Here is a 23,359-nt window from a genome sequence, read left to right as displayed (position 1 = left end):
CCGTTCATGGGAAGGGGTGGGGTCACTGCATGCCGGGGCAGGTGCCCCCGCTGGTGCGGCCGGTACGGAAGAAGTCGATCACCTTGGAGGCGCAGGGCAGTCGGCTCAGCGAGCCGTGCGCGCCGTCCTGGACGGTCAGCAGCGTCCCGCCGGCGGCGTTCCCGGCGTCCACGGCCCAGTCGTAGGGGGTGACGAACTCGCCGACGTGGCCGGACAGTTGCAGCGGGCTGTTCCCCGTGACCTGCTGCCACGGGCGAGCGGGCCACGGCCATCCCGCGCACCAGCCGCTGAACTCGATCCGGCCGCCGGTTCCCGGGAAGCGTTGGCCGCGTGCCCGCGCATCGGCCCACACCTGCTCGAAGTCGCGCCCGCCGGTTCCCTCGTTGCAGAAGATCGCGTTGTACTGGGTGGTGTTCATGCCCAAGGGCGTGTCGTCGAAGCCGAAGACCTGCGAGGCGGCCGGGCCCGTCCGCGCCGACCGTGGGACGCGGCCCTCCCGGACGGTGGCCAGATCCCGCGCGGCGGCGGCCCAGCCACCGGGGTCCATGCCGAGCAGCCCGCTCACCCAGTCGCCGTCCAGGCGGGCGCCCTTGCCGACCACCAGCGGCTTGCGGTCGAGCCGGTCGCGCAGGGCGAAGACCGTCGCGCGGACCTCGGCGGCGGTGGTCCCGAAGTGGTACTCGGGGTCGCGCCCGGCCAGCCAGGCGAGGAACCGCTCGAAGGACTTCTCGGCGACCGCGTCCATGGTGGCGTCCATGGCGTGGAGATCCATGACGGGTGACATCACCGAGTCCACCCACATCCGGTCCACCCGGTCGTCGAACATCGTCCGGTAGGTCAAACCCACTGCGGTGCCGTACGACACCCCGTAGAAGCCGATCTTCGGTACGCCGAGGGCCGCACGGAGCGCGTCGACGTCACGGGCGATGTTCGTGGTGGTCAGCTGCCGGACGAAGTCGGGATCCGTCGCGGTGCACCGCTTGTTGGAGGCGGCCGTCCGGTCGAAGACCGCCTTCGCCCTGGCCTTGGCGCTCGTGCCGGGCGGCGGTTCGGCGGGAGGATCCTCCGCACATTTGATCTTGTCGCTGTAGCCCACGCCTCTGGGGTCCAGCCCGATCAGATCGTGGTCGGTGGCCAGGGTGCCGAGGGCGTTGGCGGCATACGACGCCGGGGCGGTGATGTTGGAGATGCCGGGGCCGCCGGGGCTGATCACGATCACGCCTCGGCGCCTGGCGGGGTCCCCGGCCTTGAGCCGGCTCACCGCGATCTTGATCGTACGGCCCCGCGGGTCCGCGTAGTCCATCGGGACCGTCAGCATCGCGCATTCGGTCCTGGCATCGTTCGCGACGGGCCAGTCCTTGGCCGTCGTGGCGCATCTCTTCCAGTCCAGCGGCTCCGTCGCCGCGCCTGCCGTACCGGCCTCGGCCGGCAGGCCGGTCAGGCACACGGTCGCGGCCAGCGTCAGTGCGGCGGGTGAGAGATGACGAGTGCTGGGCATCGTGCACCTTTCAGTGGTTCTGCCCGCGCGCCAGACGGCACGCGAGGCACGCCGTCAGGCGTACTCCGGCCATCCTGAGGATGAGATGTTTCCACCCCGTATCGACTGCCACGCAGCCGGCCATCCGATCTGTCGGCGCCCTCGGCTACCCGGCGCCATCGGGCAATGCCGTCCGCGCGCCCGCCGGTGCCTGCCGGTGTGAGCGGGCCAGGTCGGCTTCGACGTTCCCCGCCATCACCGTGAGGACTCGTATGGTCTCGGCGTACTGCTCGCGGGTCAGCCCGCCCAGTACGGTCGCCCGGCTCGTCTCGACGTGCCTGCCCGCCTCGACGTGGGCGGCGCGACCCGCCTCGGTGAGCGCGACGGCTTCCCCGCCGGTCGAGGCCGCCCAGCCCTGCGTGATCAACGCCTCCAGCGGGTCCGGCCCACCGTCCGAGGAGAAGTGGGCCAGGGCGGTGGCCAGTTCCTCGCGTGTGCTGTCGCCTCGGCTCAGCAGGTTGAGCGCCTGCCATCGGCGGCGGCTGAGGCCGAGGTCGGCGAGGGTTCGGGCGAACTGCTCCTCCAGCAGGTTGTGCAGGTGCATGAGCCAGTAGCCCAACGGCTTGTCCATGAAAATCTCCATGTAATATGACATGTAGTTGTCTGTAACTATGCATGGAGGGTGCCGTGACCGGCAAATCGGACAGCGACGTGGCCGAGATCGAGGCCGCCGTCGTCGGCATCCGTCGCAGCCAGCGCCGCCGTACGCTGGCCCGGCTGTCCGGACGGCGTGGCGAACCCGCCGGGCAGCGCGCGGGCCTGCCCGACGCCGTCTACGAACTGCTCGACGTGATCGAGGCCGCCGAGGCGAACGGCGACGCGCTCACCGTCACCGACGCTGCGGCGGTCCTGGACGTGGATCAGCCGCGTTCCAGCAGGCTCGCGGGGCAAGCCCTCCAGGCAGGACTGCTACGGCGCGAGGCCGACCAGTTCGACGGCCGTCGCTCACTGCTCGCGCTCACGGCGGACGGCCGTGCCGCGCTCACGCGGATCAGGGACTTCCGCCGCTCCGTCATCGCCGAGGCCACCGCAGAGTGGCCGGAAGAGGACCTGGCCGCGTTCGCCCGCCTGCTCAACCGGTTCGTCCGGGACTTCGCCCAGCACACCCGCCCATGACAGGCCACCAGCGGCTGCAGGACCTCCTGCGCGGCGAACGGGCGGCGGTCGTGTTCCACGCGGGCGCTCGACGACCGGGAACCCGGGCGGCGGGTCACCTCACGTACGCCGGGGTCGCGCTGGGCCGTCGTTCCCGGCGCAGCAGGTCCCGCCAGCCGGCCGGCCAGTTGAGCAGGGCGAAGACCAACATGATCACCAGGTTGACGGGGGCGGCGACGCGTTCGTGGAGCTCGCTGCCGGCCACGATGTGCGTCGTGGTCGCGGCGGTGAGAACCAGGATCAACGCGGCCGCGCCGATGAACTTGAATGGCCGGCGGGGAACGACCAGCAACACGGCACACACCCCTCGACGGCCCCGACCACGAACCTGAACCAGGACGGGTAGCCCCACTCGGCGACGGCGGGAGCGATCCGGAGCAGGCCGCGCTGGTGTCCGACTCGGTCGGCCTGGCGATGCCGGTGGTCCTGGACGTGCTCAATCCCGCCGAGCGGCTGGCCTTCGTCCTTCACGACGTCTTCGCCGTGCCGTTCGAGGAGATCGCACCGATCGTGGACCGCTCCCCCGCCGCAGCGAGAAAGCTCGCCAGCAGGGCCCGGCGGCGGGTTCAGGGGGCGGATCCGCCGTCCGGTGCCGATCTGCTGCGGCATAGGGAGATCGTCGGCGCCTTCCTCGCGGCCTCGCGGGGCGGCGACTTCGGCGCCCTGCTCACGTTGCTCGACCCGGACGTGGTGCTGCACGCCGATCGCGCGGCCGTGCTGACGGGCGCGCCCGGACGGCTGCGGGGCGCCTCGGCGGTGGCGGAGACCTTCCGCGGACGTGCCCAGGGCGCGCGACCGGCGCTGGTGGACGGGGCCGCCGGGGCCGTTTGGTCAGGGGGCGGGCGGCCGCGCATGGCGTTCGATTTCACGATCACGGCGGGACGGATCACCGAGATCAACCTGATCGCGGATCCCGACCACCTTCGCGACCTCCACCTGGAGGTCATCGAGGATCGATGAGGAACTCCAGGTGGAATCGGCCGCATCGCCGTCACCGCGTCCGCGATGCGGGCCCGCCAGGCGACCGGGACACCATGTGGTCACGGATGGTCGGGCTTGGTACCGACGTCGGCCGACGGCGCTCAGAGCTTGACGATCTTCGCCACGGACGGCACGCCCGCCGCCGACGACACGAACAACATGTAGTGCCCTGGTGGCGCCACCGTGCTGTTCGGCGGCGCCTGCAGACTCACGCCGCCTGCTGCGGTGCCGACGATCGGCAACTGGATCGCCCGCTGCCCCATGTCGAAACCGTGCGTCGCCGACCCCAGTTTGATCAGCACCGCCCGGCTGATCGACGTGCCCGGCACCGCGCCGACCCCGGCGGTGAACGTCGCGCCGTAGGCCACCGACGACGGCGCCGACGTGATGACCGGGCGGGTGCCCGCGAACAGGTACGGCGGACTGTAGATCTCCGCCCGGTTCTCCGGCCACTTGTACGGCATGGCGTTGAACAGCCCGTCACGCCCCGCGACCAGCACCCGCGCGTCCGGCAGGAGTACCGCCGTGGAGTGGTACAGCCTCGGCACCCGCATCGGCGCCGCCCGCGTCCACGTGTCGGCCGCCGGGTCGTAGATCTCGGGCGCGAGCACCGGCTGGTCTCCCAGATCGGCCTTCCCCGTACGGCTGCCGCCCACGACGAAGATCTCGCCGTTGGGCAGGATCACGCTGTCGGGCATGACCCGAGGTTCCTTCATCGGCGCCACGTTCCGCCAGCTCGGCGCCGCCGTACCGAGATCGAGAAGTTCGACGCCGTTGTGCGCGGGCGTGTCCAGCCCGAGCGGTGTCCCGGCGCCGCCCATCACCAGCACCCGCGCCCGGAACCCGTCGGACGGCGAGAGCGTCAGCATGACCGAGGTGCCCTGCGCCGGATAGGTACGGGAATGGGATGACCGGGTGGCGATCGGGCCCGACCAGGAGTTGGTCGTCACGTTCAGGAAACGCGTCGTCTGCCGGGCATGGACCATGACCTTGCCCGCCTGGGGCCCGCTGGGCACCACGTAGACGAACGGGTAGAGGTCCACGGGGCCGAAGCCGTCCGTCGAGAACGGCGCGACCGTCACGGGCGTGCCGGCCGACACCGTGTTGGTCGCGGGGTTGAACACCTGCCAGGTGTTGTTGATGTTGCTGCCCGTCGCGTTGGCCGGGCCGCCGCCGCCGTGCGTGCCGGAGATGGTGAACACCTGGCCGTTGGGCAGCACGGTGTTGGTCGGATACCAGCGGCCCGAAGTGCTGCCCGGACCGAGCGAGCCGTGTTTGGTCCATGTGTTGCCCACCGGGTTGAAGGTGTGGGAGCTGTTGACATCGGCCATGTGGCCGCCCGCCACCCACACCCGGCCGTCCGGGGTGAGCGTGTGCCCGGAGCAGAACAGGTTGCCCGGCGCGCTGGTCGGCTCGACCTTGTTCGTCGCCGGGTCGAAGACCAGCGAGTGGCCGTGGTGGTCGCTGTCGTTCTGGAAGGCGAACCACAACACCTTGCCGTTGGGCAGCACCGTGGAGTGGATGCCGACGATGCCGGTCTCGATCGGGTCGGACCAGGCGCCGGTCGTGGCCGGAGCGCAGGCGGGCGATTCAGCGCCGAACGGGTACTTCTTGCTCCACGCCCCCGTGCCGCCGTCGTCACGCCAGGTCCACACCAGAGTCTCGTCCTTGCGTGCCACCACCTCCAGGTGGCCGGGCTGGTAGGTGCCTTGGATGAGCGCGGCGGCCGTGTAGTCGCCGCCGCCGTCCACCGTCCCCGGGCCGATCCAGGCCTGGCTGCCGGCGTTGTCGCGCCAGTAGTGGGCCAGGCCGCCCGCGGCCAGCGGGACGACCAGTTCGAAGTTCTTGTACGTCCCGGTGCCCCACTTGCTCTGGATGAGGCTGAACGTGCCCTTCGCCGCGACGGGCGCGCCGTTGGCGGTCAGCGTGTACGGGCCGTGCCAGATCGTGTTCGCGTCACGGTAGTACTGGTGCAACGTGGTGCCCGTCCTGGCGATGACCTCCAGGTTGAGCCCGCCGCCGTAGGAGCTGTTGACCATCGAGACGGCGTCGTAGTTCACGCCGCCGCCGAACGTGGCGTTGTGGTGCCAGGGGATCGTCGCGCTGTCGTTGTCCCGGAAGAACGACCCCAGACCGCCGGCCGCCAGCGGGGCCACGACCTCGAAGTTGCCCTTCGTCCCCCAGCGGCTCTGGACGAAGCCCGGCTGTCCCTTCACGCCCGAGGCGATCAGCGTGGGCGGGCTCCACTGCCAGGTCCCGCCGTCGTCACGCCAGTAGTGCAGGAGCCGGCCGTCCGAGGTCGTGGCCACGACCTCCAGATGGCCCGGGGCGTAGTTGCTCTGCAGGACCGCCGTACCGTCGACACCGCCCGAACCGACCCAGCCGGTGGTGTACCACGGGATGGCCCACTTGCCGGTGTTCTGGCGGAAGTAGTGCTGGAAGCCGCCTCCCGCTCTCGGGAAGACGGCTTCGAAGTTGCGTACGGGGTCCGCGCCCCAGGTGCTCTGGACGAGGCCCAAGCCGAACGTCGCACCTGGGCCGCAGGATAACGCCGCTGCGGGCGCGGCGTTGAGCGGCGCCCCGCCCATGGTGACCAGAAGGAGGAGGGTCAGGAGGACACGACTGACACGCACGCGATCACATCCCTGGTGGAAGGGTCGCTCTGAGGTGATATTGAGTGTGTGCTCCCCCTGCGGCAATGCCTGTTACGGAAGCGTATCGACGCGGGTCAGGTCGCTGCGCCCGGCCGCAACCACATCGTCGATCGAGAAGGGTGGCCGCAGCGATGACGCAGTCCGGACAACCTCTGGAGGGCGGCAACGTGCACCAGGTCGTGCGCATCGCGGACACGGTGCGCCGGCCGGTCGGTCCGGGATCGCCGGCCGTCCACGCACTCCTGCTCCACCTGGAGGAGGTCGGGTTCGACGGCGCCGAGATTTCTGGGCCTCGACGACCAGGGGCGCGAGGTGCTGTCGTACGTCGAGGGCGAGGTGCTGCTCGGCGCCCGCTTCGCCGAGGCCGGTGACGGTGTGTCCTGCGCGAAGCCGCGCGCCTGATCCGCCGCTACCACCAGGCCGCGGCGAGCTTCGTCACGCCACCGGATGTGACCTGGGCGAACGAGGTTCCCGTCAGCGGCGGGCCGCGGATCCCGTGTCACAACGACCTCGCTCCCCGCAACACGGTGTTCCGGGGCGGGGCGGCTGTCGGCCTGCTGGACTGGGACCTCGTCGCGATCGGGCCGAGGATCTGGGATCTCGCCCACGCCGCGTGGCAGTTCGTGCCGCTGATCGGCGACGCGAGCGCCGCCGAACTGGGCTGGAGCGCGCCGCCGTACCGTGGGCGCCGGCTGCGGCTGCTCGCCGACGAGTACGGGCTGGAGGAGGCAGGGCGCCGCGAGCTCCTGCCCATGGTGTCGCGACGCATGCGAGCCACCTCGGACGGCATCGACGCCTTGGCCGACCGGGGGCAGCCTGCCTTCGTCCGATTGCGGGAGCGGGGCTTCACCCGTTCGATCCGAGCCGACGCCGACTGGGTGGACGAGCAGGACAACCTTGCGGGGGCGCTGCTGTGAGCCCGTGACACGGACGCGCTCGGCGCTCGCCTCCGTGGTTCGACCCGGCGCGCCATCCCGGCTCCTCGTTAGGACAGATCGACGGGCCGCACGCGTAGCTTGGCGGCGATGCGGGCCAGTGCCTGCCGGTCAGCCGCGGTGAGCGGATCGAGCACGATCCGCCGCACGCTTCGCACGTGCGTGGGCGCGGCGGCGACGACCATCGCATAGCCGGAGTCGGTGAGGGCAGCGATGGTGTACCGGCCGTCGTCGGGGTCGGGCGAACGTTCCACCCAGCCGCGTTGCTCGAACCGCTTGACGACATTGGACAGCCGCGACAGGGAGCCGTTGGCCAGGTAGGCCAGGTCGCTCATCCGCAGGCGGCGTTCCGGGGCCTCCGAGATGTGGCTGAGGACCAGGTACTCGAAGAGGGTCAGCCCGGTCGCGTGCTGCAGCGGCGATTCCAGACGCCCTGGCAGCAGCAGGACCAGCGAAACCAACCCGGTCCATGCCTCCTTCTCGTCCGGGGTCAGCCAGAGCGTCTCGCCGGGGTCGGAGGTCTCGGAGGTGGACATAAGAGCACCATACCCGGCAGGTGACTTCACGCGTGAAGCGAAAGCCCGATAGATTCACTTCACGCGTGAAGTCAATCTGAAGGGATCACCATGAGCAGGCCGGAGTTCTTCGCCACACCCGGGTACGGCGAGACGCAGCTCGCCAAGATGCACTACAACCAGGCGGTGCGGATCGGCGATCGCGTCGAGACCTCAGGTCAAGGAGGGTGGGACGACGACTGGAACTTCCCCGAGTCCCTCGAGGACGAAATCGTCCAAGCCTTCGAGAACGTCGAGCGAACCCTCGCCACGGCCGGAGCCACCTGGCGGGACGTCATCGCGGTGAACTCCTACCACGTCCCCGACGCCACGGACTTCATCGGCGAGAGCCACAACCGCGTCATGGTGGAGCAGTTCCGCGAGCGCATGGGCGACCGAGCACCCATCTGGACCGAGACCGGCGTCCCGGCTCTCGGCGCTCCGAAGATGCGCGTCGAGATCCGGGTCACCGCCGTCATCGGGCGCGACTGACCGACAGCCGCAGAAACACGACCACCCCGAGAGCCTCAGACACGCCCCGCACGCTAGGAAGTCTGCGCGTCGTGCTTCTCGCGGTTGGCGAGCACCTGGTCCATGTGGGTCTGCGCCCACTGTCTGAGCACGCGGGCCAGGTGGTGCAGTGAGAGGCCGAGTTCAGTCAGCTCGTAGGTGACGGTGACGGGCACCGTGGGTATCGCGGTGCGGGTGAGCAGGCCGTCGCGTTCGAGAGCTCGTAGGGTCTGGGTCAGCATCTTCTGACTGACGCCGACCAGGAGCCGGGAGAGCTCGGAGTAACGCATCGCCCTCGGGGCGGGCGATTCGCCCGCCTCGTCACCTCCCAGCGCGCACAGGATCAGGACGACCCACTTGTCCGAGATCCGGTCGAGAAGCCGACGGCTGGGGCACACTGCCAGGAACGCGTTGTACTCCGCCTTCTCGGCGGCCTCGGTCATCGCCACTGATCTCGCCTCTCACCTGTGGGCTGGTTACGCACTTCAGAGTGCCTACTTCCCGAGAGGAAGTACGGCTCCAATACTGATGCAAGGGGCATGGAGACACCACCCCTGACAGGAAGCGAAAGGCACCGACATGGACACGCCCTCCACTCTTCCCGGCGGAACCTGGACGCTGGGTGACTCGACCGTCACCCGGTTCGGCTACGGCGCGATGCAGCTCGCCGGTCCGGGGGTCATGGGCCCGCCCGCCGACGGCGACGGCGCCCTGGCCGTCCTGCGCGAGGCAGTCGACGTCGGGATCACCCACATCGACACCAGCGCCGCCTACGGACCGCGCATCACGAACGAGCTGATCCGCGAAGCGCTGCATCCCTACCCGCAGTCGCTGGTCATCGCCACCAAGGTGGGCGCGGCCCGCGACGCGCAGGGCGACTGGCCCACGGCACGGCGTCCCGTAGACCTGCGCGAGCAGGTCTACGAGAACCTCGACTCCCTCGGCGTACAGACCCTCGATCTGGTCAACATGCGCATGGGCGACGCCCAGGGCCCCCGACCCGGCTCGATCTCCGAGGCGTTCGAGACGCTCGCCGAGCTTCAACGAGAGGGTCTGATCCGCCATCTCGGGGTCAGCAACGTCACCGCGGACCAGGTCGCCGAGGCGCGCAGGATCGCCCCGATCGTGTGCGTGCAGAACATGTACAACCTCGTTCACCGCCACGACGACGACCTTGTCGACCACCTGGCCGCCGACGGCATCGCCTATGTGCCGTTCTTCCCCCTGGGCGGCTTCACGCCCCTCCAGTCACAGGCCCTCTCACGGGTCGCGCGCCGACTGGAGGCGACGCCGATGTCGATCGCGCTGGCCTGGTTGACGCGCCGCTCGCCGAACATCCTGCTCATCCCCGGCACCTCGTCCACCGCCCACCTGCGTGAGAACATCGCGGGCGCCGGACTGCCCCTCTCCGACGAGGATGTGACCGAACTGGACGGCATCGGCCGCTGAACAGGCGCCGGCGCGTCCTTCCCGAGCGGGTAACCCGAGGCCGAACGCCTCCACCGGCACGCGTTCCGGCAGATCCTCCGCCGGGCGACCGGCGGGCACGTGGACCCGCCGGGTCTGCCGTGGCCCGATTCACGATGAGGCGTCGAGATCAGCCGATCAGCTGATCGTCGCCTGTCCCGACCTCTTGGAAGCCGATCGCCACCAGATCGTCGTCCATCGACTTCAGCTCGATGTCCTTGTCGAAGCGGTGCCGGTCGATGACCCGGCCCGTACGGGCGTCCAGCTTGAGCAGTGTCCGCGGAGTCGATGTGGCGTACGTGACCAGCCCGTTCGTCAGGACGTCGGGGCGTCCCCCGTCCCTGACGTCGCGGCGCCAGGCGACGCTGCCGTCGGCGACGCGATATGCGGTGATCCCGGATTCGTGAGGCACGGTCAGCAGGCCGACCGACACTCCGTAGTCTTCCACGTAGTGGTCTGCCGGCCGCGCCCGCCAGAGGATCTTCCCGTCCACGGTCCTGCGGACCACGAGCCCTCCGTCGGCTGCCGACACGAAGCGCCCCTCGCCGAGGTCTCGGCTGCTCAAGGGATTGAGCTCCCTCTCGGTGAACCTCCACAGCGGCCTACCGTCTTCGGTGCTGAGCGCGACGACGTACCCCGTCGTGCCTTCGCAGCCACGGCTGATGAGTACGGCCGTGCCCGCGCCTTTGACGCTGCCGACGCCCGGGTATTCGGTCCCGTGGGCGCCGGGGCAGGTGCCGGAGTGGCGGGACCAGCGGATCGCGCCGCTCCGGGTGTCCAGCACGTCGACCCGGCCGTCGTGCAGCACCACGAGGGCCGATGTGGATCCATGGCGAGCGACGGACAGCTCCCACGCCGTCGGCCATTCCTCGTCAAGGGTCCTGTTCTCCGGTGCGAACGGTCCGTCGGGCAGGTCGGTCTGCCAGACGATGTCACCGGTCGGCACGTCGATGAGGGTCACGTGACCGTCACGCCAGGGGACCGCCACGTGCCGATCGTCCACCCGGATCGGCTCCAGCATGTCATCGGCCCAGCGACGCTCGTACACCCAGCTCTCGGCTCCGTCGGCAAGCCGTACGCCGGAGACGCCCTGACGGCTGTGGTTCCCGCGAGGAACCACGGTCACATCGCCGTAGAGCTCGCCGTACCAGGGGGAACTACCGAGAACGTCGATGGCCGGGGTTCCTCGCCCCAGCGGATCCCACGGCTCCGCCGTGCCCGCCACCGTGGTGACGGTTTGGTTCGGCCACCCGATCAGGACCAGGAGCACGACGCTGACAAGCGCCACCGCTCCGCCGTGTAACAGCCGCATAAGATCAACAATTACCCCATTCAGACGGGACGTGCACACTGGCCTCACGACCCAGGTATGGGCCACTACGTGCCGAATCCGATTAGACGTTCTGGGGTCGATCGATCGGTTCTCAACACCCGGGGAGACTGATCTTCGTGTCAGACGACCCGGACATCCGGCCCTCCACAGAGATTCGCGACCACCTCAGACGTGAGCTCAACCTGGCTCTGCGCAGGCCCGGGATGTACGGCGGCGAGGTCGCGCTGCGCATTCTCTTCGACCACCTGGCGCATGTGGAGCGGCGCGAGGACCGCTGGTCCGCAGGACGGCAGGAGTGGGAGGCACGCGGGGCATTCACATCGACCGGAGTCACCGGAGCGTTCACCTCCCTGATACCCGGCCATCACGAGGACGGCGTGGCTTCGGTCTACGCGGAATTCGCCCACGCTCAAGGCTGGCTCCAAGCCGATCACACGCTGACACTCCACGAATACCGCGCCCTCAGGGCCATGATCAGCGCCTGGGCATCGTGCGACCGGACGCTCACCGAAGTCACGACCGTCTTCGGCCCGCCCTCGATCCGCTTCGGCGGGAACAACCCTCGATACGGAAAGGCCCTCGGCTACCTGACCGGCGCGCCCGAGGAACCGATGATCGCCTTTCACCTCTGGAACGGGCCGGACCCGGCAGCCGAACAGCACTGGCCCCCCGCCTACGCCGACCCTGTCCTGCTCGCCATCCGCGTCTGCGAGGGGGACTTCGGCCAGAGCTTCACCTTCACTCCCGAGGGCCGGCGCCGCCGCTCTGCGTGAAACGGATCGCCCCGGCCAAGGTGATGGCCGCGCCGAGAGCGTCACCATGATCGACGTGGTCGACGTCGCCGAGCAGACCGGCGAGATCCTGTCGAACGCGTGGTGCCGGACCCGTCCGGGTGGAGGACGGCGGCGTCGGAGACCGGGTGGAGGTCTTCACCACCGGAGCGCGATGTTCGCGAGCGGCGTCACGGGCGGACAGGAGGGGCGGCAGCGAGATAAGCTTAGCCTTGCCTAAATTCTACGCGTTCTGTCGTTTGAACGGTCTTCCCTGATCGCCGCCGATCTGGCCGGTCAACGGCTGTTCGCGCCGACCACGTTGCCCGCCGGGCTGGTCACCGGAGGACTGGGCGGGCTGTATCTGGCCCGGCTGCTCGGTGTCCGCCGACGCGGCGGATTCCGCACGTGAGCGGGCCGACGTGATGGAGAGAAGGACGCTGAGACGGCTGCGCGGCGCGTCCGCCGTTCCCTGGAAGCGCCGCGCAGCCGTTCCCTGGAAGCGCTCCCTTGAAGCGCGAGACCATCACGAGGGGCGGCGGCGCTGTTCGCGGATGAGGAGCCACACCAGGTAGGCGCCCCCGGCGACGACGGTGACGACGCCGACCGGCAGCACCTGCGGCAGCAGGTGCTGGGCGACGTGATCGGAGACGGTCAGCACCAGCGCGCCGACCAGCGCGGAGGCGGTCATGGTGACTCCGGGACCCCGGGTGAGGCGGCGGGCGATCTGCGGAGCGGCGAGGGCGACGAAGGCGATCGGCCCGGCGGCGGCGATGACGGCGGCCGTGAGCGCCACGCCCGTCAGCAGCAGGATCAACCGGTCGCGCTCGACTCGGAGACCGAGCGAGCGAGCGGTCTCCTCGCCCATCTCCATGACGCGCAGCGCGGGCTGGAACCGTACGGCGACGACCAACAGCGCGAGCGTGGCGAGAGCGGCCGGGGCCACCCGGTCCCACGCGATCCCGTTGAGCGAACCGGCGCCCCACACGGCCGCCGCGACGGCGACCTCCAACTGGGCGCGCAGCAGCATCCAGGTGTTCGCCGCCGTGAGCATCGCCGAGACGCCGACACCGACGACGATCAGCCGGAATCCCCCGCTGTCGCCGCGACGGGCGAGCAGGTGGACGACGACGGCCGTGATCGAGCATCCGGCCAGGGCTCCTGCGGACACCTGGAGGTAGCCGCCGCCCATGCCGATGATGACGATCAGCGCGCCGGTGTAGGCGCCGCTGGAGAGCCCGATGACGTCGGGGGCGGCGAGCGGGTTCCGGGTCAGGGACTGGAAGATCGCTCCGGCGACGGCCAGCCCGGCGCCGAAGATCGCGGCGGCGACGACGCGGGGCAGCCGCCAGGTGACGACGACGGTGCGGACGACACCGTCCTGGCCGCCGGTCAGCGCCGCGACGACCTGGTCCACGCCGAGCCGGAGATCGCCGGTCGCGAGCGACCACAGGACGACCCCGGCACAAGGCAGTACGAGTGACAGGTTGACGAGCATGGCTCTGCGGTTCCTGCGGATCGCCACCGGGCCCCACCGGAGGACGGCGTGCCAGGGCCGGCTCACCGTCCGGCCGCCCGTCGACGCCGGATCAGGAAGATGAGCACCGGGGCGCCGACGAAGGCGGTGACGATGCCGACGGGCACCTCGCCCGGCGCGGTCGCGACCCGGCCGACCACGTCGGACAGCAGCAGCAGAACCGGGGCGAGGACGATCGTGTGGAGCAGGATCCACCGCTGGTCGGGGCCCGCGATCCAGCGTGCGACGTGCGGGATCATCAGGCCGACGAAGACGATCGGCCCGGCGATAGCGGTGGCCGTACCGGCGAGCAACGTGACGGCGAGGACCACGACGGCGCGGGTACGGCGCACGGACACGCCGAGGGAGGCCGCGACCTCGTCCCCGAGCGCGATCTCGTTCAGCGAGCGGGCGGCCACGAGCGCGAGCAGCAGCCCCGTGGCCGCGAACGGCAGGGTGGGAAGCAGCACGTCCGCGCCCCGGCCCGCGAGCGTGCCGGCGTTCCAGCCGCGCATGTGCTCGAAGGTCCGAGGCCGCAGGAGCATCATCGCCGACGTGACACCCACGAGCACCGCCCCCATGGCGACTCCGGCGAGCGTGAGCCGGATCGGGTCGGCCGCGGACCTCCCGGCCGACCCGATCAGGTAGACGCCGAGGGTCGCCACCAGCGCACCGGCGAACGCGAACCACAGGTGTCCGGCGACGGACTCCACCCCGAACCCGGCGATGCCGATCGCGACGAACAACGCGGCTCCGGCGTTGACCCCCAAGAGTCCCGGATCGGCCAGCGGGTTGCGGGTCAACGCCTGGATCAGCGCGCCCGATGCGCCGAGGGCGGCCCCGACGAGCAGCCCCGCGGCCGTCCTCGGGAGGCGGAGATCGCGCACGATCAGGTGGTCGTTCGATCCGTCGAAGCCGGTGATCGCCTCCAGGACCGAGGACATCGCGATGGGCTTGGCGCCGACCGCGACGCTCGCCGACGCGACGACCGCCAGCGCGGCGACGGCGCCGGCCAGCCACACGGCCCGGCTCACGGGGTGCCGGCCGCCTTCGACCACAATGCCGGTACGTCCGCGAAGGCGGCGGGCCGCGCATCGTCGGTGAGCTCGGTCCACAACGCCGCAGCGTCCGATTCGCCGGCGATCCGGCCTTCGCCGAAGAGGATGGCGGTGAGGTCGTTGACGACCCAGATCTGGTTCAGCGGGCCGACGTCGTACCAGCCGGAGAAGTCCACGGCGCCGGTCTTCGATCCCGAGGTGTCCAGCAGCGGGTTCTCCAAGGGGGACCGCGCGCCGGCGGAGACCGAGCCGGTCAGGGCGATGACGATGTCGGCCTGCTGCTGCTCCAGGTTCTCCGGCGAGATGGTCTCGTAGCCCCACTCGTTGCCTTCCGTCGCCTGTGGCGCGGGCCGAACCAGGCCGAGGTCGCCGAGGATCGGCCGAAGCCGCGCGCGTCGCCGTAGACGCAGTAGCCGTCTTCGCCGCACGCCGACAGCACCGAGACCGAGTCGCCGGCGAACTCGGAGCTCTTGACGCGCCCGGCCAGGTCGGAGAGCTTCCTTTCGAGCCGTGCGGCCAGCGCCGAGGCCCGGTCCCCGCGCCCGGTGATCGCGCCGAGCGTGCCGAGTTCCTTCTCCAGGACGGGCAGCCCGGGCAGCGTCACGACCGGGGCGATGCCGCCGAGCCGGGGGACGATCTCGTCGTTGCCCATGTTCGGCCTGCCGACGACGAGTTCCGGCTCGGCGGCGGCGACGAGTTCGGCCTTGCCCGGCTCGACCAGTTTCACCCCGGCGCGTTCGAGGAGCGCGTACGCGGCCTTCACGTAGGGGTCCGGGTCGTAGGTGTACCTTCCGGCGTGCGAGGGGACGACGCCGAGCGCGAGGAGGTTGATCGCGGTCTGGTAGTCCAGGGCCCAGATCCCGGTGTCGGTGACCGGTACGGTGACCTCGCCGTTCGCCGCCGTGATGGTCACCGTCGGCGTGGGCGGGGCCGATCCGGTGGTCGTCGTGGTACCGCAGGCGGCGAGCAGCAGCGGCGCCGCGAGGACGAGGGGCACGAGGCGGCGCTTCACGGGTTCGAGCGCGTTTCGGTGGTCGGTCTCATGGCCCCTGTCCTCTGTCGTCACGTCACCTCCACCACCGGAGGCACTTAGGTATGCCTAACCTCACTCCCAATCCTGGATCTTGAAGGTGACTTGATGTCAAGCGTCACTCTGGAGCGATCGGCCGCGTGGGATCACTCGCCCGTTCGGGCCTCTCAGGCCCGCCGGAGCAGCCACACCAGGTACGGAGCACCGACCAGAGCGGTGACGATGCCCACCGGGATCTCCGTCGGCGCCAGCAGCCAGCGGCCGAGCGCGTCGGAGGCGACGACCAGCACCGCCCCCAGCACCGCGGCCATGGGCACCATCCGCGCGGCCCCGTTGCCCGCGATCCGCCGCGCGAGGTGCGGCGCGACCAGTCCGACGAAGCCCACGGCCCCGACGGCGGCGGCCGTACCGGAGGCCAGGACGGCCGCCGCGCCCAGCACCAGCAGCCGCGCGCGGCCCAGCTCCAGGCCGAGCGCGCGCGGCAGCTCGTCGCCGAGGGCGAGCAGGTTCACCGGACGTGCGGCGGCCACGAGCACCACCGCGACCAGCGCGGGCAGGACGAGCCAGCCGAGCGCGGACAGGTCGCGCGCGTACGTGCTGCCCGCCAGCCAGCTCAGCGCCGCCGAGATGTTCATCTGCGCGCCGACCACCATGATGTTGACCAGCGCCATCGAGGTCGCGGCGGCCCCGAGACCGACCAGGACCACGCGCGTGGGATCCAGTCCCGAACGGCCGCGCCCGGCCACGAGGACCACGAGGGCGAGCATGAGCACCCCTCCGACACCCGCGGCGGCCGGCAGCGCGAGCGCCGGAGCGGACGGAACCACGAGGATCATCAGCACCGCGCCGAGCGACGCGCCGCCGGTCACGCCGACGAGCCCGGGTTCGGCCAGCGGGTTGCGCACGACGGTCTGCACGGCCGTCCCGGCCACGGCCAGGCAGGCGCCGGCCAGGGCGGCGACCAGGATGCGCGGCAGCCGGAACGACACGACGGCCTCGGTGACCTGTTCGGCCGAGCCGGACAGCACCGACCACAGCTGGCCCCAGCTCACCTCGACGTCGCCGACCCGCAGGGACATCAGCATCGCGACGGCCAGCACGAGCACTCCCCCGCCGATCGCGACCGCGTAGGCGGGCGCCCGGCGGCGGCCGGAGACGGTGACCACCGCACCGGTGTCCGCGTCACCGGTGCTCACCCGGCGGGCGAGCAGCATGAAGACCGGACCGCCGATGAGCGCGGTCACCACACCGACCGGGAGCTCCGAGGTGTAGACGGCGGACGGCGGCACGGCGAGCTGGGCGGCCGCGTCCGCGACCAGCAGCACGACGGCGGCGAGCATCGCCGACAGCGGGATGAGCTGCGCGTGCCTGCGGGCGCCCAGTTGCCTGACGATGACCGGCGCGATCAGTCCGACGAATCCGATGGGCCCGGCCAGCGAGACCGCCGACGCGGACAGCAGCACCGCCAGGAGGAAGGCGGCGGGCCGGACACGGTCCACCCGCACCCCCATGGACTGCGCCGTCTCGTCGCCGAGTGCCAGCAGGTCGAGCGGGCGCGCGAGCAGGGGTGCCAGCAGCGCGCCCACGGCCACGACCGCGCCGAGCACGAGCGGCCTGCCCAGCTCCGACTGCATCAGCGTGCCGTTGCCCCAGAAGAACAGCCCGCGCGTCGCCTGGACGTCGAGCATCTGGAGGAACTCGGCGGCCGCGGTGGCCGCCAGCGCGACGGCCGCCCCGGCGAGCAGTACCTTGCCGGGGGTGAGCACGCCGCCTCGGCTGAGGAGGTGGACCACGGCGACGGCGAGCAGGCCGCCGAGGAAGGCCGCGCCTCCGGCGGGCAGCGGGCCCAGGCTCGCCCCGGTGAACGCCACCAGGACCACCGCGAGATAGGCGCCGGCGTTGACGCCCAGGGTGTCGGGAGCGGCCAGGGGGTTTCGGGTCGCGCCCTGGACGAGCGCTCCGGAGATCCCCAGGGCGATCCCGACGACCAGCCCGGTCAGCGTGCGCGGCAGCCTGCTGCCGACCAGCACGTCCCGGGTGCGGGGGTCGCCGTCACCCGTGAGCAGGGCAAGGATGTCGCCGATCCCCACGCCGGAGGCGCCGAGACCGAGGTGGACGACGCCGACGAGAAGGAGGACGACGGCCAGGACGCCACCCAGGAGCAGGGCTCGCCGGCGACGTCCCGCCGGTCTGGCAGGGGGTGTCATCAGACCTTCAGTGCCTTGGCGGCCTCGTCGAGGATGTGCAGCGCCGACAGCGGGCCGCCGAAGAGCCAGGTGCCGGGGTCGAGCGGGAGAACCTTCGCGTCCTTCACGAACGGCAGCCCCTTCCACACGGGGTTGCCGGCGAAGACACCGGTGAAGGGATTGTCCTGCTGGCTGGCGACGTACATGAAGGTGGCGTCCTGCTCGACCTTGGTCAGGCCCTCGACGCCGACGGTGGTCATGCCCCAGGTGTCGGGCGCGCCCTTCCAGCCGTTCTTCAATCCGGCGAGGTTCAGGACCTGGGGTGCGATGGCGTCGTCGGTGAGCATGCGCACCGAGGCGGTGCCGTTCGCGGTGAAGCCCTGCCCGACGGCGTACTTCAGGCCGGTCTTGCCCGCCTTCTCCAGCCGCGTCCTCAGCTCGGCGGCCCGGGTGTCGATCCGGCCGATGACCTCGGCGGCCTGGTCCTGCTTGCCCACCGCCTTCGCCAGTTCGGTGAGGTTCTTCTTCATCGTTTCGAGCTGGGGCTTGGTGGTGTACGTGAACGCCGCCACCGGGGCGATGCCGGACAACGCCTGGAGGCTCGCCTTCGAGCGTTCGAAGTCGACCACGATGAGGTCCGGCTGCAGCGCCTTGATCTTCTCCAGGCTGGGCTCGTTGCGTCCGCCGACGTCGGTGACGTTCGCGGGCAGGCTCGCGCCTTCTGCGGTGATCCAGGTGCCGTAGCCCTTGTTGTCGGCGTTGCCCACGGGAGTGACCCCGAGCGCCACCAGTTCCTCGGCGTAGGTCCACTCCAGCGACACCACCTTCGTGGCGGCCTTGCTCAAGGTGACCGGGCCCTGCGCGGTCTCGACGGTGATGCCGCCGCTCGCCGGCCGGTCTCCGGCGGGCGCTCCGCCCGCCGTGTTCGCGACGGTTCCGCCCCCGCAGCCGACGGCGGTCAGCGCGAGCGCGGCGGTGGTGGCGCCTGTTACGAGGGCACGCAGAACTCTCTGCACGGGGGACTCTCCTTGTGGTACGTGTTCAGGACGCGGCGTGCGGCCGCTGGGGGAAGCAGGCGAGATATCCGCTCCCGGGGTCGCGGACGATGCTGACCCGCAGGCCGAACGCCCGATCGATGACGTCGGGAGTGAGCACGTCGTCGGGGGCGCCGCCGGCCGCGACGCCGCCGTCGGCGACCACGACGACCTCGTCGGCGTAGGCCGCGGCCTGCATCAGGTCGTGCAGCACCAGGCCGCAGGCGATGCCGTGCTCACGGGCCAGCCGCCGCACGACGTCGAGCACCTCGAACTGGTGGCGCAGGTCGAGGTAGGTGGTGGGCTCGTCCAGCAGCAGCACTCCGGCACGCTGGGCGAGCACCATGGCCAGCCAGGCCCGTTGCCGTTCGCCGCCGGACAGCTCGTCCAGCCGCCGCTCCGCCAGGGGCGCGGCGTCGGTGACTTCCAGCGCCCAGGCGATCGACTCGGTGTCCTCGCCGGTGTGGCGGGCGAGCGCGCCTCGGTGGGCGTAGCGGCCGTGCCGTACGAGCTCGCGGACCGTGACTCCGGCGGGCGCCTGGGACGTCTGCGGCAGGAAGGCCAGCCGCTGCGACAGTGCGCGGCGGGCCAGCTGCCGCAGGGGCACCTCGTCGATGCGAACGTCGCCGCCGATGGGCGGCAGGAGGCCGGCCACCGTACGCAGCAGGGTCGACTTGCCGCAGCCGTTGGGGCCGACGAGCACGGTGATCGCACCGGCCCGCAACGACAGGTCCACCTGCCGGAGGACCGGGCGCCCGGAGTGCCCGACGTCCAGTTTGTCCGCCACCAAGCGGACCTCCCCCAAGAGCACGCATACCTCCCCATCGCGGAACGATCAGGCCCACCATACAACTTAGGTAAGGCATGCCTTAAGTTCGGGATCCACTTACCCGCGGCGAAGCACCCGGAAGCCGCCGGCGACCTTCACCGACCTGCGGGCGGAGGACGGTCCAGGGTGCGAAGCGCGCGGCGATCCGGGCCGGCGCCCTCCCGGGGTTCCCTGCCCAGCCGTCTGACCGGCCTGATCAGCAGCAGCGCCGCCACCACGCCGACCGTCACCAGGGCCGACCCGAGCAGGAAGTCACGCGGATCGACCAGGGCGGCGACCGGGCCGGCCAGCGCCTGGCCGACGGCCATGCCGGCGACCGAACCGGCCACCTGGTAGGCGTTGACCCGGTTCACCACGTCCGGCGCCACCTGCGTCTGCACGCTGGTCGACCACATCACCGACCACAGCGCCAGCGCGCACCCCCCGAGCAGGTGCCCGGCCATCAGCAGCGGCAGCGGCGAGCCGAGCGCGACCGTCAGCGGCACCGCGACGTACCCGCTCAGCGCCATCGCACCGGCCGCCAGCGGTCTGCGCGGCCTGAGCCTGATCGCCACCAGTCCGCCCAGCACGGTGCCGAGGCCGAGCGCCGCCATCACCCAGCCGTAGTCGTCCCCGATGACCTGCGATGACAGCGGCACGTACGGCCCGACCACCAGAACCCCCCAGAACACCCAGACCAGGATGACCGACCACATCCAGCTCCTGGCCTTGAACTCCTCCCAGCCCCTGCGCAGGTCGCTCAGCACGTCGGAGGGCCCCGGCTTGGGTACGGTGACCCGGACCAGCAGCAGACACACCCCGCTGACCAGGAACGTCGCGGCGTCCACCGCGTAGACGAAGACCGGCCCGGCGACGACCATGAGGACTCCGGCCAGCGCGGGACCCGCCAGGTGGGTGACCGCCTCGGCGATCTTCAGCGTCGCGTTGGCCCGCTGCGGATCCCTGGAGACCAGGGGGACCATGCCGTTGACGCCCGGCTCGAACAACCCGGCGGCCGTGCCCGACAGGAACGCCGTCACCAGCAGCAGTGCGTACGGCGGGGCACCGTCCAGGAAGGCGACGGCGACGACCCCCTGGGTGACGACCCTGATCACGTCCGCGCCGATCATGAGGCGCCGGGCGCCGATCCGGTCGGCCACGACCCCGCCGAACACCATGACCAGCACGGCCGACGTGGTCCAGAGCGCGAGAACGTAGCCGACACCGGCGATCCCGTAGACTTTCCCGATCGCCAGCGCCGAGGCGACGGGCATCATCGCGTCGCCGAGCAGCGAGATCGTGCGGGCCCCGAAGTAGAAGATGAAGTTCCTGGTCCACATGAGCCCCAATTCTGGATTTTTCCAGATCAGCCCACCGGTGTCCCTGATGACATCATTAGGTACATTTGCGCCATGGCCCTGGACTGCCCGGAAACACCGCCGGCGCCCCTCAGCCCGCATCGTGTGGTCGCCCTGGTCGCCCCGAACCAGGAGCTCTACCCGGTCACCTCCGCCTCAGCCGTCTTCGGCTACCACGGCCCCGACATCCCCCAGCACTACAGCTTCAGCCTGTGCGCCGAACATCCCGGCTCCCTGCCCTCCACCCTCGGCGTACCCATCCAGGTGGACACCGGACTCGAAGCCCTCGACGACGCCGACACCGTGGTCATCGCGAGCTGGACCCTCGCCCCCTCGCCCGCCGTGCTCCACGCGGTGTCCCGCGCCCATGCCCGAGGCGCCCGCATCGTCGCCGTCTGCGCGGGAATCTTCATCCCCGCCGCCCTGGGCCTCCTGGACGGCCGCCGCGCCTCCGTCCACTGGGAACTGTCCGGCGAACTCGCCGCCCGCCACCCTCGCGTCATCCCCGACGACACCGTCATCTACGTCGACCACGGCGACGTCGCCACCGCCGGAGCCTCGGCCGCGACCCTCGACCTCTGCCTCCACCAGGTCCTGCAGGAGTACGGCGCGGCCCACGCCATGCGCATCGGCCGCCAGCTCGCCGCCGGTCCGCACCGCGAGGGCTGCCAGCGGCAGTACCCTCCCCTGCCCACCACCGGCCCTATGCCGGACTCTCTGGCCCCCTTGCTCGACTGGCTCCTCTCGCACCTGCCCGACCAGGTCACCGTCAAGGACATGGCCGCCTTCTCCGGCGTCTCCCCCCGCACGCTGACCCGCCAGTTCACCGATCAGCTCGGTGTCACTCCCGCCCGCTGGCTGCAGGAACGCCGACTGGCCGCCACCCGTGCCCTGCTGGAGGAGACCGACCTGCCCGTCGAGACCATCGCCACCCGCGTCGGCCTCTCCTCGGCGGTCAACCTCCGCCGCCGCTTCCATACCGCCCTGCGCACCACCCCGGCCGCCTACCGTCGCTCCTTCCGTTGAACGCGCCACGGCCGCCGCGCCGCCGCGACGGGGTCAGGGCCCGCAGCCCGGGTTCGCGGCGGGGAGGACGCCGGTGGCCAGGTAGGCGTTGACCTCGGCGTCCACGCAGGCGTTGCCGTACTCGCCGTAGATCCCGTGGGCCGTGGTGCCGCGCAGGGTGAGCAGGCGGGAACCGGTCAGCGCCCGGTGCATGGCCTTGCTGCCCTCGTAGGTGGTGGCGGTGTCGCCGGTGGCGGACACGATCAGCGCGGGCGTCGCGTTGCCGATGCGGGTGGGGCGCTCGCGCGGGAGGCTCGGCCAGAAGGCACAGGGCCAGATGTTGTTCTTGAGGGGGCCGAAGAGGGGATGGCGGGCGCGGCTGCGCCGCACGTCGTTCCAGTAGGTGCCGGGGTCGCGCGGCGCGGCGCGGTCACCGCAGACGATCGCGGCCGCCGGGCCGGCCAGCGGGGAGCCCGCGCGGGTCAGGACGAAGGTGAGGAGCCCGTCGAGTCCGGGGCCGGGGTCGGCCGGGCGGCCGTGCGCGGCCGTGTTCAGGGTCCTGACGGTGGAGGTGAACTCCGCACGGGCCGCAGGACGGTCGTCGCCGGAGCCGACGGACAGGAGGTAGGGGATCGTCTGTTCGTCCACCTCATGGGGGCCGACGCGCAGCGGGCGCTCCTGCGCGGCGGCGACGATCGCGGTCACGGTGGCGAGCACGCGGGCGGGGGTGGCGCCCAGGCCGTAGGTGACGTGACGGTCGGCGGCCCAGGCCGCCCACCCGCGCAGGGCGCGTTCCGCCTCGTCCTCGGTGCCCTGGATCGCCCTCGGGCCCCACTCGCGCGGGTCGCCCGCGCTGTCCAGGACGACGCGGTCGGTGCGGCCGGGGAACATCTGGGTGTAGACCGCGCCCAGGTAGGCGCCGTAGGAGTAGCCGAGGAAGGAGATCCGGCGTTCGGCGAGGACCCGGCGCACGAGGTCGATGTCGCGGGCGGTGTCGCGCGTGTTCGCGTACGGGAGCACGTCGGCGTGACGCCGGGCGCAGCGCTCGGCCAGGTCGCGCTGCACCGCCACCTGGTGATCGAACCGGGCGCGGGTCTGGCCGGCCGAGCGGATCCACCTCCCGATCGGCCAGCCGCAGTCGAGCGGTGTGCTGCGCCCGACGAAGCGCGGGTCCAGGCCGATGAGGTCGTAGCGCGCGCCGACGTCCTTCATGGCCGCGCGCACCCGCAGGGGCATGCCGAGCGTGCTCTCGCCGGGGCCGCCGTTGTTGAGGACCATGGTGCCGATGCGACGGGCGCGGTCGGTGGCGGGCAGGCGGGCACGGACCTGCGGAAAGGTCGGTTTCATGGTCGGGGACGCTATGCCCGTGCGAGGTTCCGGGGCCATACAGCCGGCCGCACGCGCGTCGGTACAGCCCGCTGTAGTGTCCGACGGAACCCGGTGGCGGACAATCGTCCCCGAACCGGTC

At 71.2% G+C, this 23,359-nt stretch carries 23 protein-coding genes; 7 read left to right on the top strand and 16 right to left on the bottom strand.

Annotated elements, in window-relative coordinates; genetic code table 11:
* Window positions 1–22 precede the first annotated feature (22 nt).
* On the bottom strand, window positions 23–1,498 hold the full coding sequence (locus ABD120_RS24730; RefSeq protein WP_343952421.1) for an alpha/beta fold hydrolase: 1,476 nt from the start codon (window positions 1,496–1,498) through the stop codon (window positions 23–25).
* Between the two features lie 145 nt (window positions 1,499–1,643).
* Window positions 1,644–2,108 (bottom strand): hypothetical protein, encoded by a 465-nt coding sequence (locus ABD120_RS24725; RefSeq protein WP_343952420.1) that lies wholly within the window; start codon window positions 2,106–2,108, stop codon window positions 1,644–1,646.
* Window positions 2,109–2,164: 56 nt separating this feature from the next.
* On the opposite strand from ABD120_RS24725, the gene ABD120_RS24720 reads away from it, so the two are divergent.
* A complete protein-coding gene (locus ABD120_RS24720) occupies window positions 2,165–2,653 on the top strand; it encodes a MarR family winged helix-turn-helix transcriptional regulator (RefSeq protein WP_343952419.1) in 489 nt (162 codons plus the stop codon).
* A 94-nt stretch (window positions 2,654–2,747) separates the two neighbouring features.
* Here the strand turns inward: ABD120_RS24720 and ABD120_RS24715 are convergent, their stop codons facing one another.
* The gene (locus tag ABD120_RS24715) at window positions 2,748–2,987 is read right to left on the bottom strand and encodes a hypothetical protein (RefSeq protein ID WP_343952418.1); all 240 of its coding nucleotides are present in this window, start codon (window positions 2,985–2,987) and stop codon (window positions 2,748–2,750) included.
* A gap of 95 nt (window positions 2,988–3,082) precedes the next feature.
* On the opposite strand from ABD120_RS24715, the gene ABD120_RS24710 reads away from it, so the two are divergent.
* Window positions 3,083–3,652, top strand: a complete 570-nt coding sequence (locus tag ABD120_RS24710) for a sigma factor-like helix-turn-helix DNA-binding protein (protein WP_343952417.1) — start codon at window positions 3,083–3,085, stop codon at window positions 3,650–3,652.
* A gap of 122 nt (window positions 3,653–3,774) precedes the next feature.
* Here ABD120_RS24710 and ABD120_RS24705 read toward each other — a convergent pair whose 3' ends face one another.
* Window positions 3,775–6,306: a galactose oxidase-like domain-containing protein gene (locus ABD120_RS24705; RefSeq protein WP_343952416.1), complete on the bottom strand. Its 2,532-nt coding sequence runs from the start codon at window positions 6,304–6,306 to the stop codon at window positions 3,775–3,777.
* A 470-nt stretch (window positions 6,307–6,776) separates the two neighbouring features.
* On the opposite strand from ABD120_RS24705, the gene ABD120_RS24700 reads away from it, so the two are divergent.
* The gene (locus tag ABD120_RS24700; RefSeq protein ID WP_343952415.1) at window positions 6,777–7,244 is read left to right on the top strand and encodes a phosphotransferase; all 468 of its coding nucleotides are present in this window, start codon (window positions 6,777–6,779) and stop codon (window positions 7,242–7,244) included.
* 68 nt (window positions 7,245–7,312) lie between these two features.
* On the opposite strand, the gene ABD120_RS24695 is transcribed toward ABD120_RS24700, so the two are convergent.
* Window positions 7,313–7,798 carry a MarR family winged helix-turn-helix transcriptional regulator gene (locus ABD120_RS24695; RefSeq protein ID WP_343952414.1) on the bottom strand — a complete coding sequence of 162 codons (486 nt, stop codon included), beginning with the start codon at window positions 7,796–7,798 and terminating at the stop codon, window positions 7,313–7,315.
* A gap of 90 nt (window positions 7,799–7,888) precedes the next feature.
* Here ABD120_RS24695 and ABD120_RS24690 point away from each other — a divergent pair, with 90 nt between their 5' ends.
* The gene (locus ABD120_RS24690; RefSeq protein ID WP_343952412.1) at window positions 7,889–8,308 is read left to right on the top strand and encodes a Rid family hydrolase; all 420 of its coding nucleotides are present in this window, start codon (window positions 7,889–7,891) and stop codon (window positions 8,306–8,308) included.
* A gap of 53 nt (window positions 8,309–8,361) precedes the next feature.
* On the opposite strand, the gene ABD120_RS24685 is transcribed toward ABD120_RS24690, so the two are convergent.
* Window positions 8,362–8,769, bottom strand: a complete 408-nt coding sequence (locus ABD120_RS24685; RefSeq protein WP_343952552.1) for a winged helix-turn-helix transcriptional regulator — start codon at window positions 8,767–8,769, stop codon at window positions 8,362–8,364.
* A gap of 136 nt (window positions 8,770–8,905) precedes the next feature.
* Between ABD120_RS24685 and ABD120_RS24680 the strand changes: the two genes are divergently transcribed.
* Window positions 8,906–9,775: an aldo/keto reductase family oxidoreductase gene (locus ABD120_RS24680; protein WP_343952410.1), complete on the top strand. Its 870-nt coding sequence runs from the start codon at window positions 8,906–8,908 to the stop codon at window positions 9,773–9,775.
* Window positions 9,776–9,923: 148 nt separating this feature from the next.
* Here the strand turns inward: ABD120_RS24680 and ABD120_RS24675 are convergent, their stop codons facing one another.
* Window positions 9,924–11,105 (bottom strand): outer membrane protein assembly factor BamB family protein, encoded by a 1,182-nt coding sequence (locus ABD120_RS24675; RefSeq protein ID WP_343952408.1) that lies wholly within the window; start codon window positions 11,103–11,105, stop codon window positions 9,924–9,926.
* A 224-nt stretch (window positions 11,106–11,329) separates the two neighbouring features.
* Between ABD120_RS24675 and ABD120_RS24670 the strand changes: the two genes are divergently transcribed.
* Window positions 11,330–11,899 carry a hypothetical protein gene (locus tag ABD120_RS24670; RefSeq protein ID WP_343952407.1) on the top strand — a complete coding sequence of 190 codons (570 nt, stop codon included), beginning with the start codon at window positions 11,330–11,332 and terminating at the stop codon, window positions 11,897–11,899.
* A 523-nt stretch (window positions 11,900–12,422) separates the two neighbouring features.
* On the opposite strand, the gene ABD120_RS24665 is transcribed toward ABD120_RS24670, so the two are convergent.
* The 8 genes from ABD120_RS24665 to ABD120_RS24630 form a co-directional block, all read right to left on the bottom strand.
* Window positions 12,423–13,421: a FecCD family ABC transporter permease gene (locus tag ABD120_RS24665; protein WP_343952406.1), complete on the bottom strand. Its 999-nt coding sequence runs from the start codon at window positions 13,419–13,421 to the stop codon at window positions 12,423–12,425.
* Window positions 13,422–13,456: 35 nt separating this feature from the next.
* Entirely contained in the window at window positions 13,457–14,446 is a 990-nt protein-coding gene (locus ABD120_RS24660; RefSeq protein WP_343952405.1) for a FecCD family ABC transporter permease, read from the bottom strand.
* Window positions 14,443–14,691: a hypothetical protein gene (locus tag ABD120_RS24655; protein WP_343952404.1), complete on the bottom strand. Its 249-nt coding sequence runs from the start codon at window positions 14,689–14,691 to the stop codon at window positions 14,443–14,445. Before ABD120_RS24655 ends, ABD120_RS24660 begins: the two co-directional genes overlap by 4 nt.
* A 32-nt stretch (window positions 14,692–14,723) precedes the next feature.
* On the bottom strand, window positions 14,724–15,536 hold the full coding sequence (locus tag ABD120_RS24650; RefSeq protein WP_343952403.1) for an ABC transporter substrate-binding protein: 813 nt from the start codon (window positions 15,534–15,536) through the stop codon (window positions 14,724–14,726).
* A gap of 131 nt (window positions 15,537–15,667) precedes the next feature.
* Window positions 15,668–17,707 (bottom strand): iron ABC transporter permease, encoded by a 2,040-nt coding sequence (locus tag ABD120_RS24645; RefSeq protein WP_343952402.1) that lies wholly within the window; start codon window positions 17,705–17,707, stop codon window positions 15,668–15,670.
* Window positions 17,707–18,702: an ABC transporter substrate-binding protein gene (locus tag ABD120_RS24640; RefSeq protein ID WP_343952401.1), complete on the bottom strand. Its 996-nt coding sequence runs from the start codon at window positions 18,700–18,702 to the stop codon at window positions 17,707–17,709. Before ABD120_RS24640 ends, ABD120_RS24645 begins: the two co-directional genes overlap by 1 nt.
* 25 nt (window positions 18,703–18,727) lie before the next feature.
* Complete coding sequence (locus tag ABD120_RS24635; protein WP_343952400.1) at window positions 18,728–19,507, bottom strand: ABC transporter ATP-binding protein; 780 nt, start codon at window positions 19,505–19,507, stop codon at window positions 18,728–18,730.
* Window positions 19,508–19,644: 137 nt separating this feature from the next.
* Window positions 19,645–20,868, bottom strand: coding sequence for an MFS transporter (locus ABD120_RS24630; protein ID WP_343952399.1), 1,224 nt, complete (start codon window positions 20,866–20,868; stop codon window positions 19,645–19,647).
* A gap of 72 nt (window positions 20,869–20,940) precedes the next feature.
* Between ABD120_RS24630 and ABD120_RS24625 the strand changes: the two genes are divergently transcribed.
* Window positions 20,941–21,912, top strand: a complete 972-nt coding sequence (locus ABD120_RS24625; RefSeq protein WP_343952398.1) for a GlxA family transcriptional regulator — start codon at window positions 20,941–20,943, stop codon at window positions 21,910–21,912.
* Window positions 21,913–21,945: 33 nt separating this feature from the next.
* Here ABD120_RS24625 and ABD120_RS24620 read toward each other — a convergent pair whose 3' ends face one another.
* Window positions 21,946–23,238: an alpha/beta hydrolase gene (locus ABD120_RS24620; RefSeq protein WP_343952397.1), complete on the bottom strand. Its 1,293-nt coding sequence runs from the start codon at window positions 23,236–23,238 to the stop codon at window positions 21,946–21,948.
* Window positions 23,239–23,359 lie beyond the last annotated feature (121 nt).

The organism is Nonomuraea longicatena (assembly GCF_039525605.1).
GTDB classification, from domain to species: Bacteria; Actinomycetota; Actinomycetes; order Streptosporangiales; family Streptosporangiaceae; genus Nonomuraea; species Nonomuraea longicatena.
Note: the sequence above shows the minus strand (reverse complement) of the source record. Positions and strands in the feature narration are given on the sequence as shown.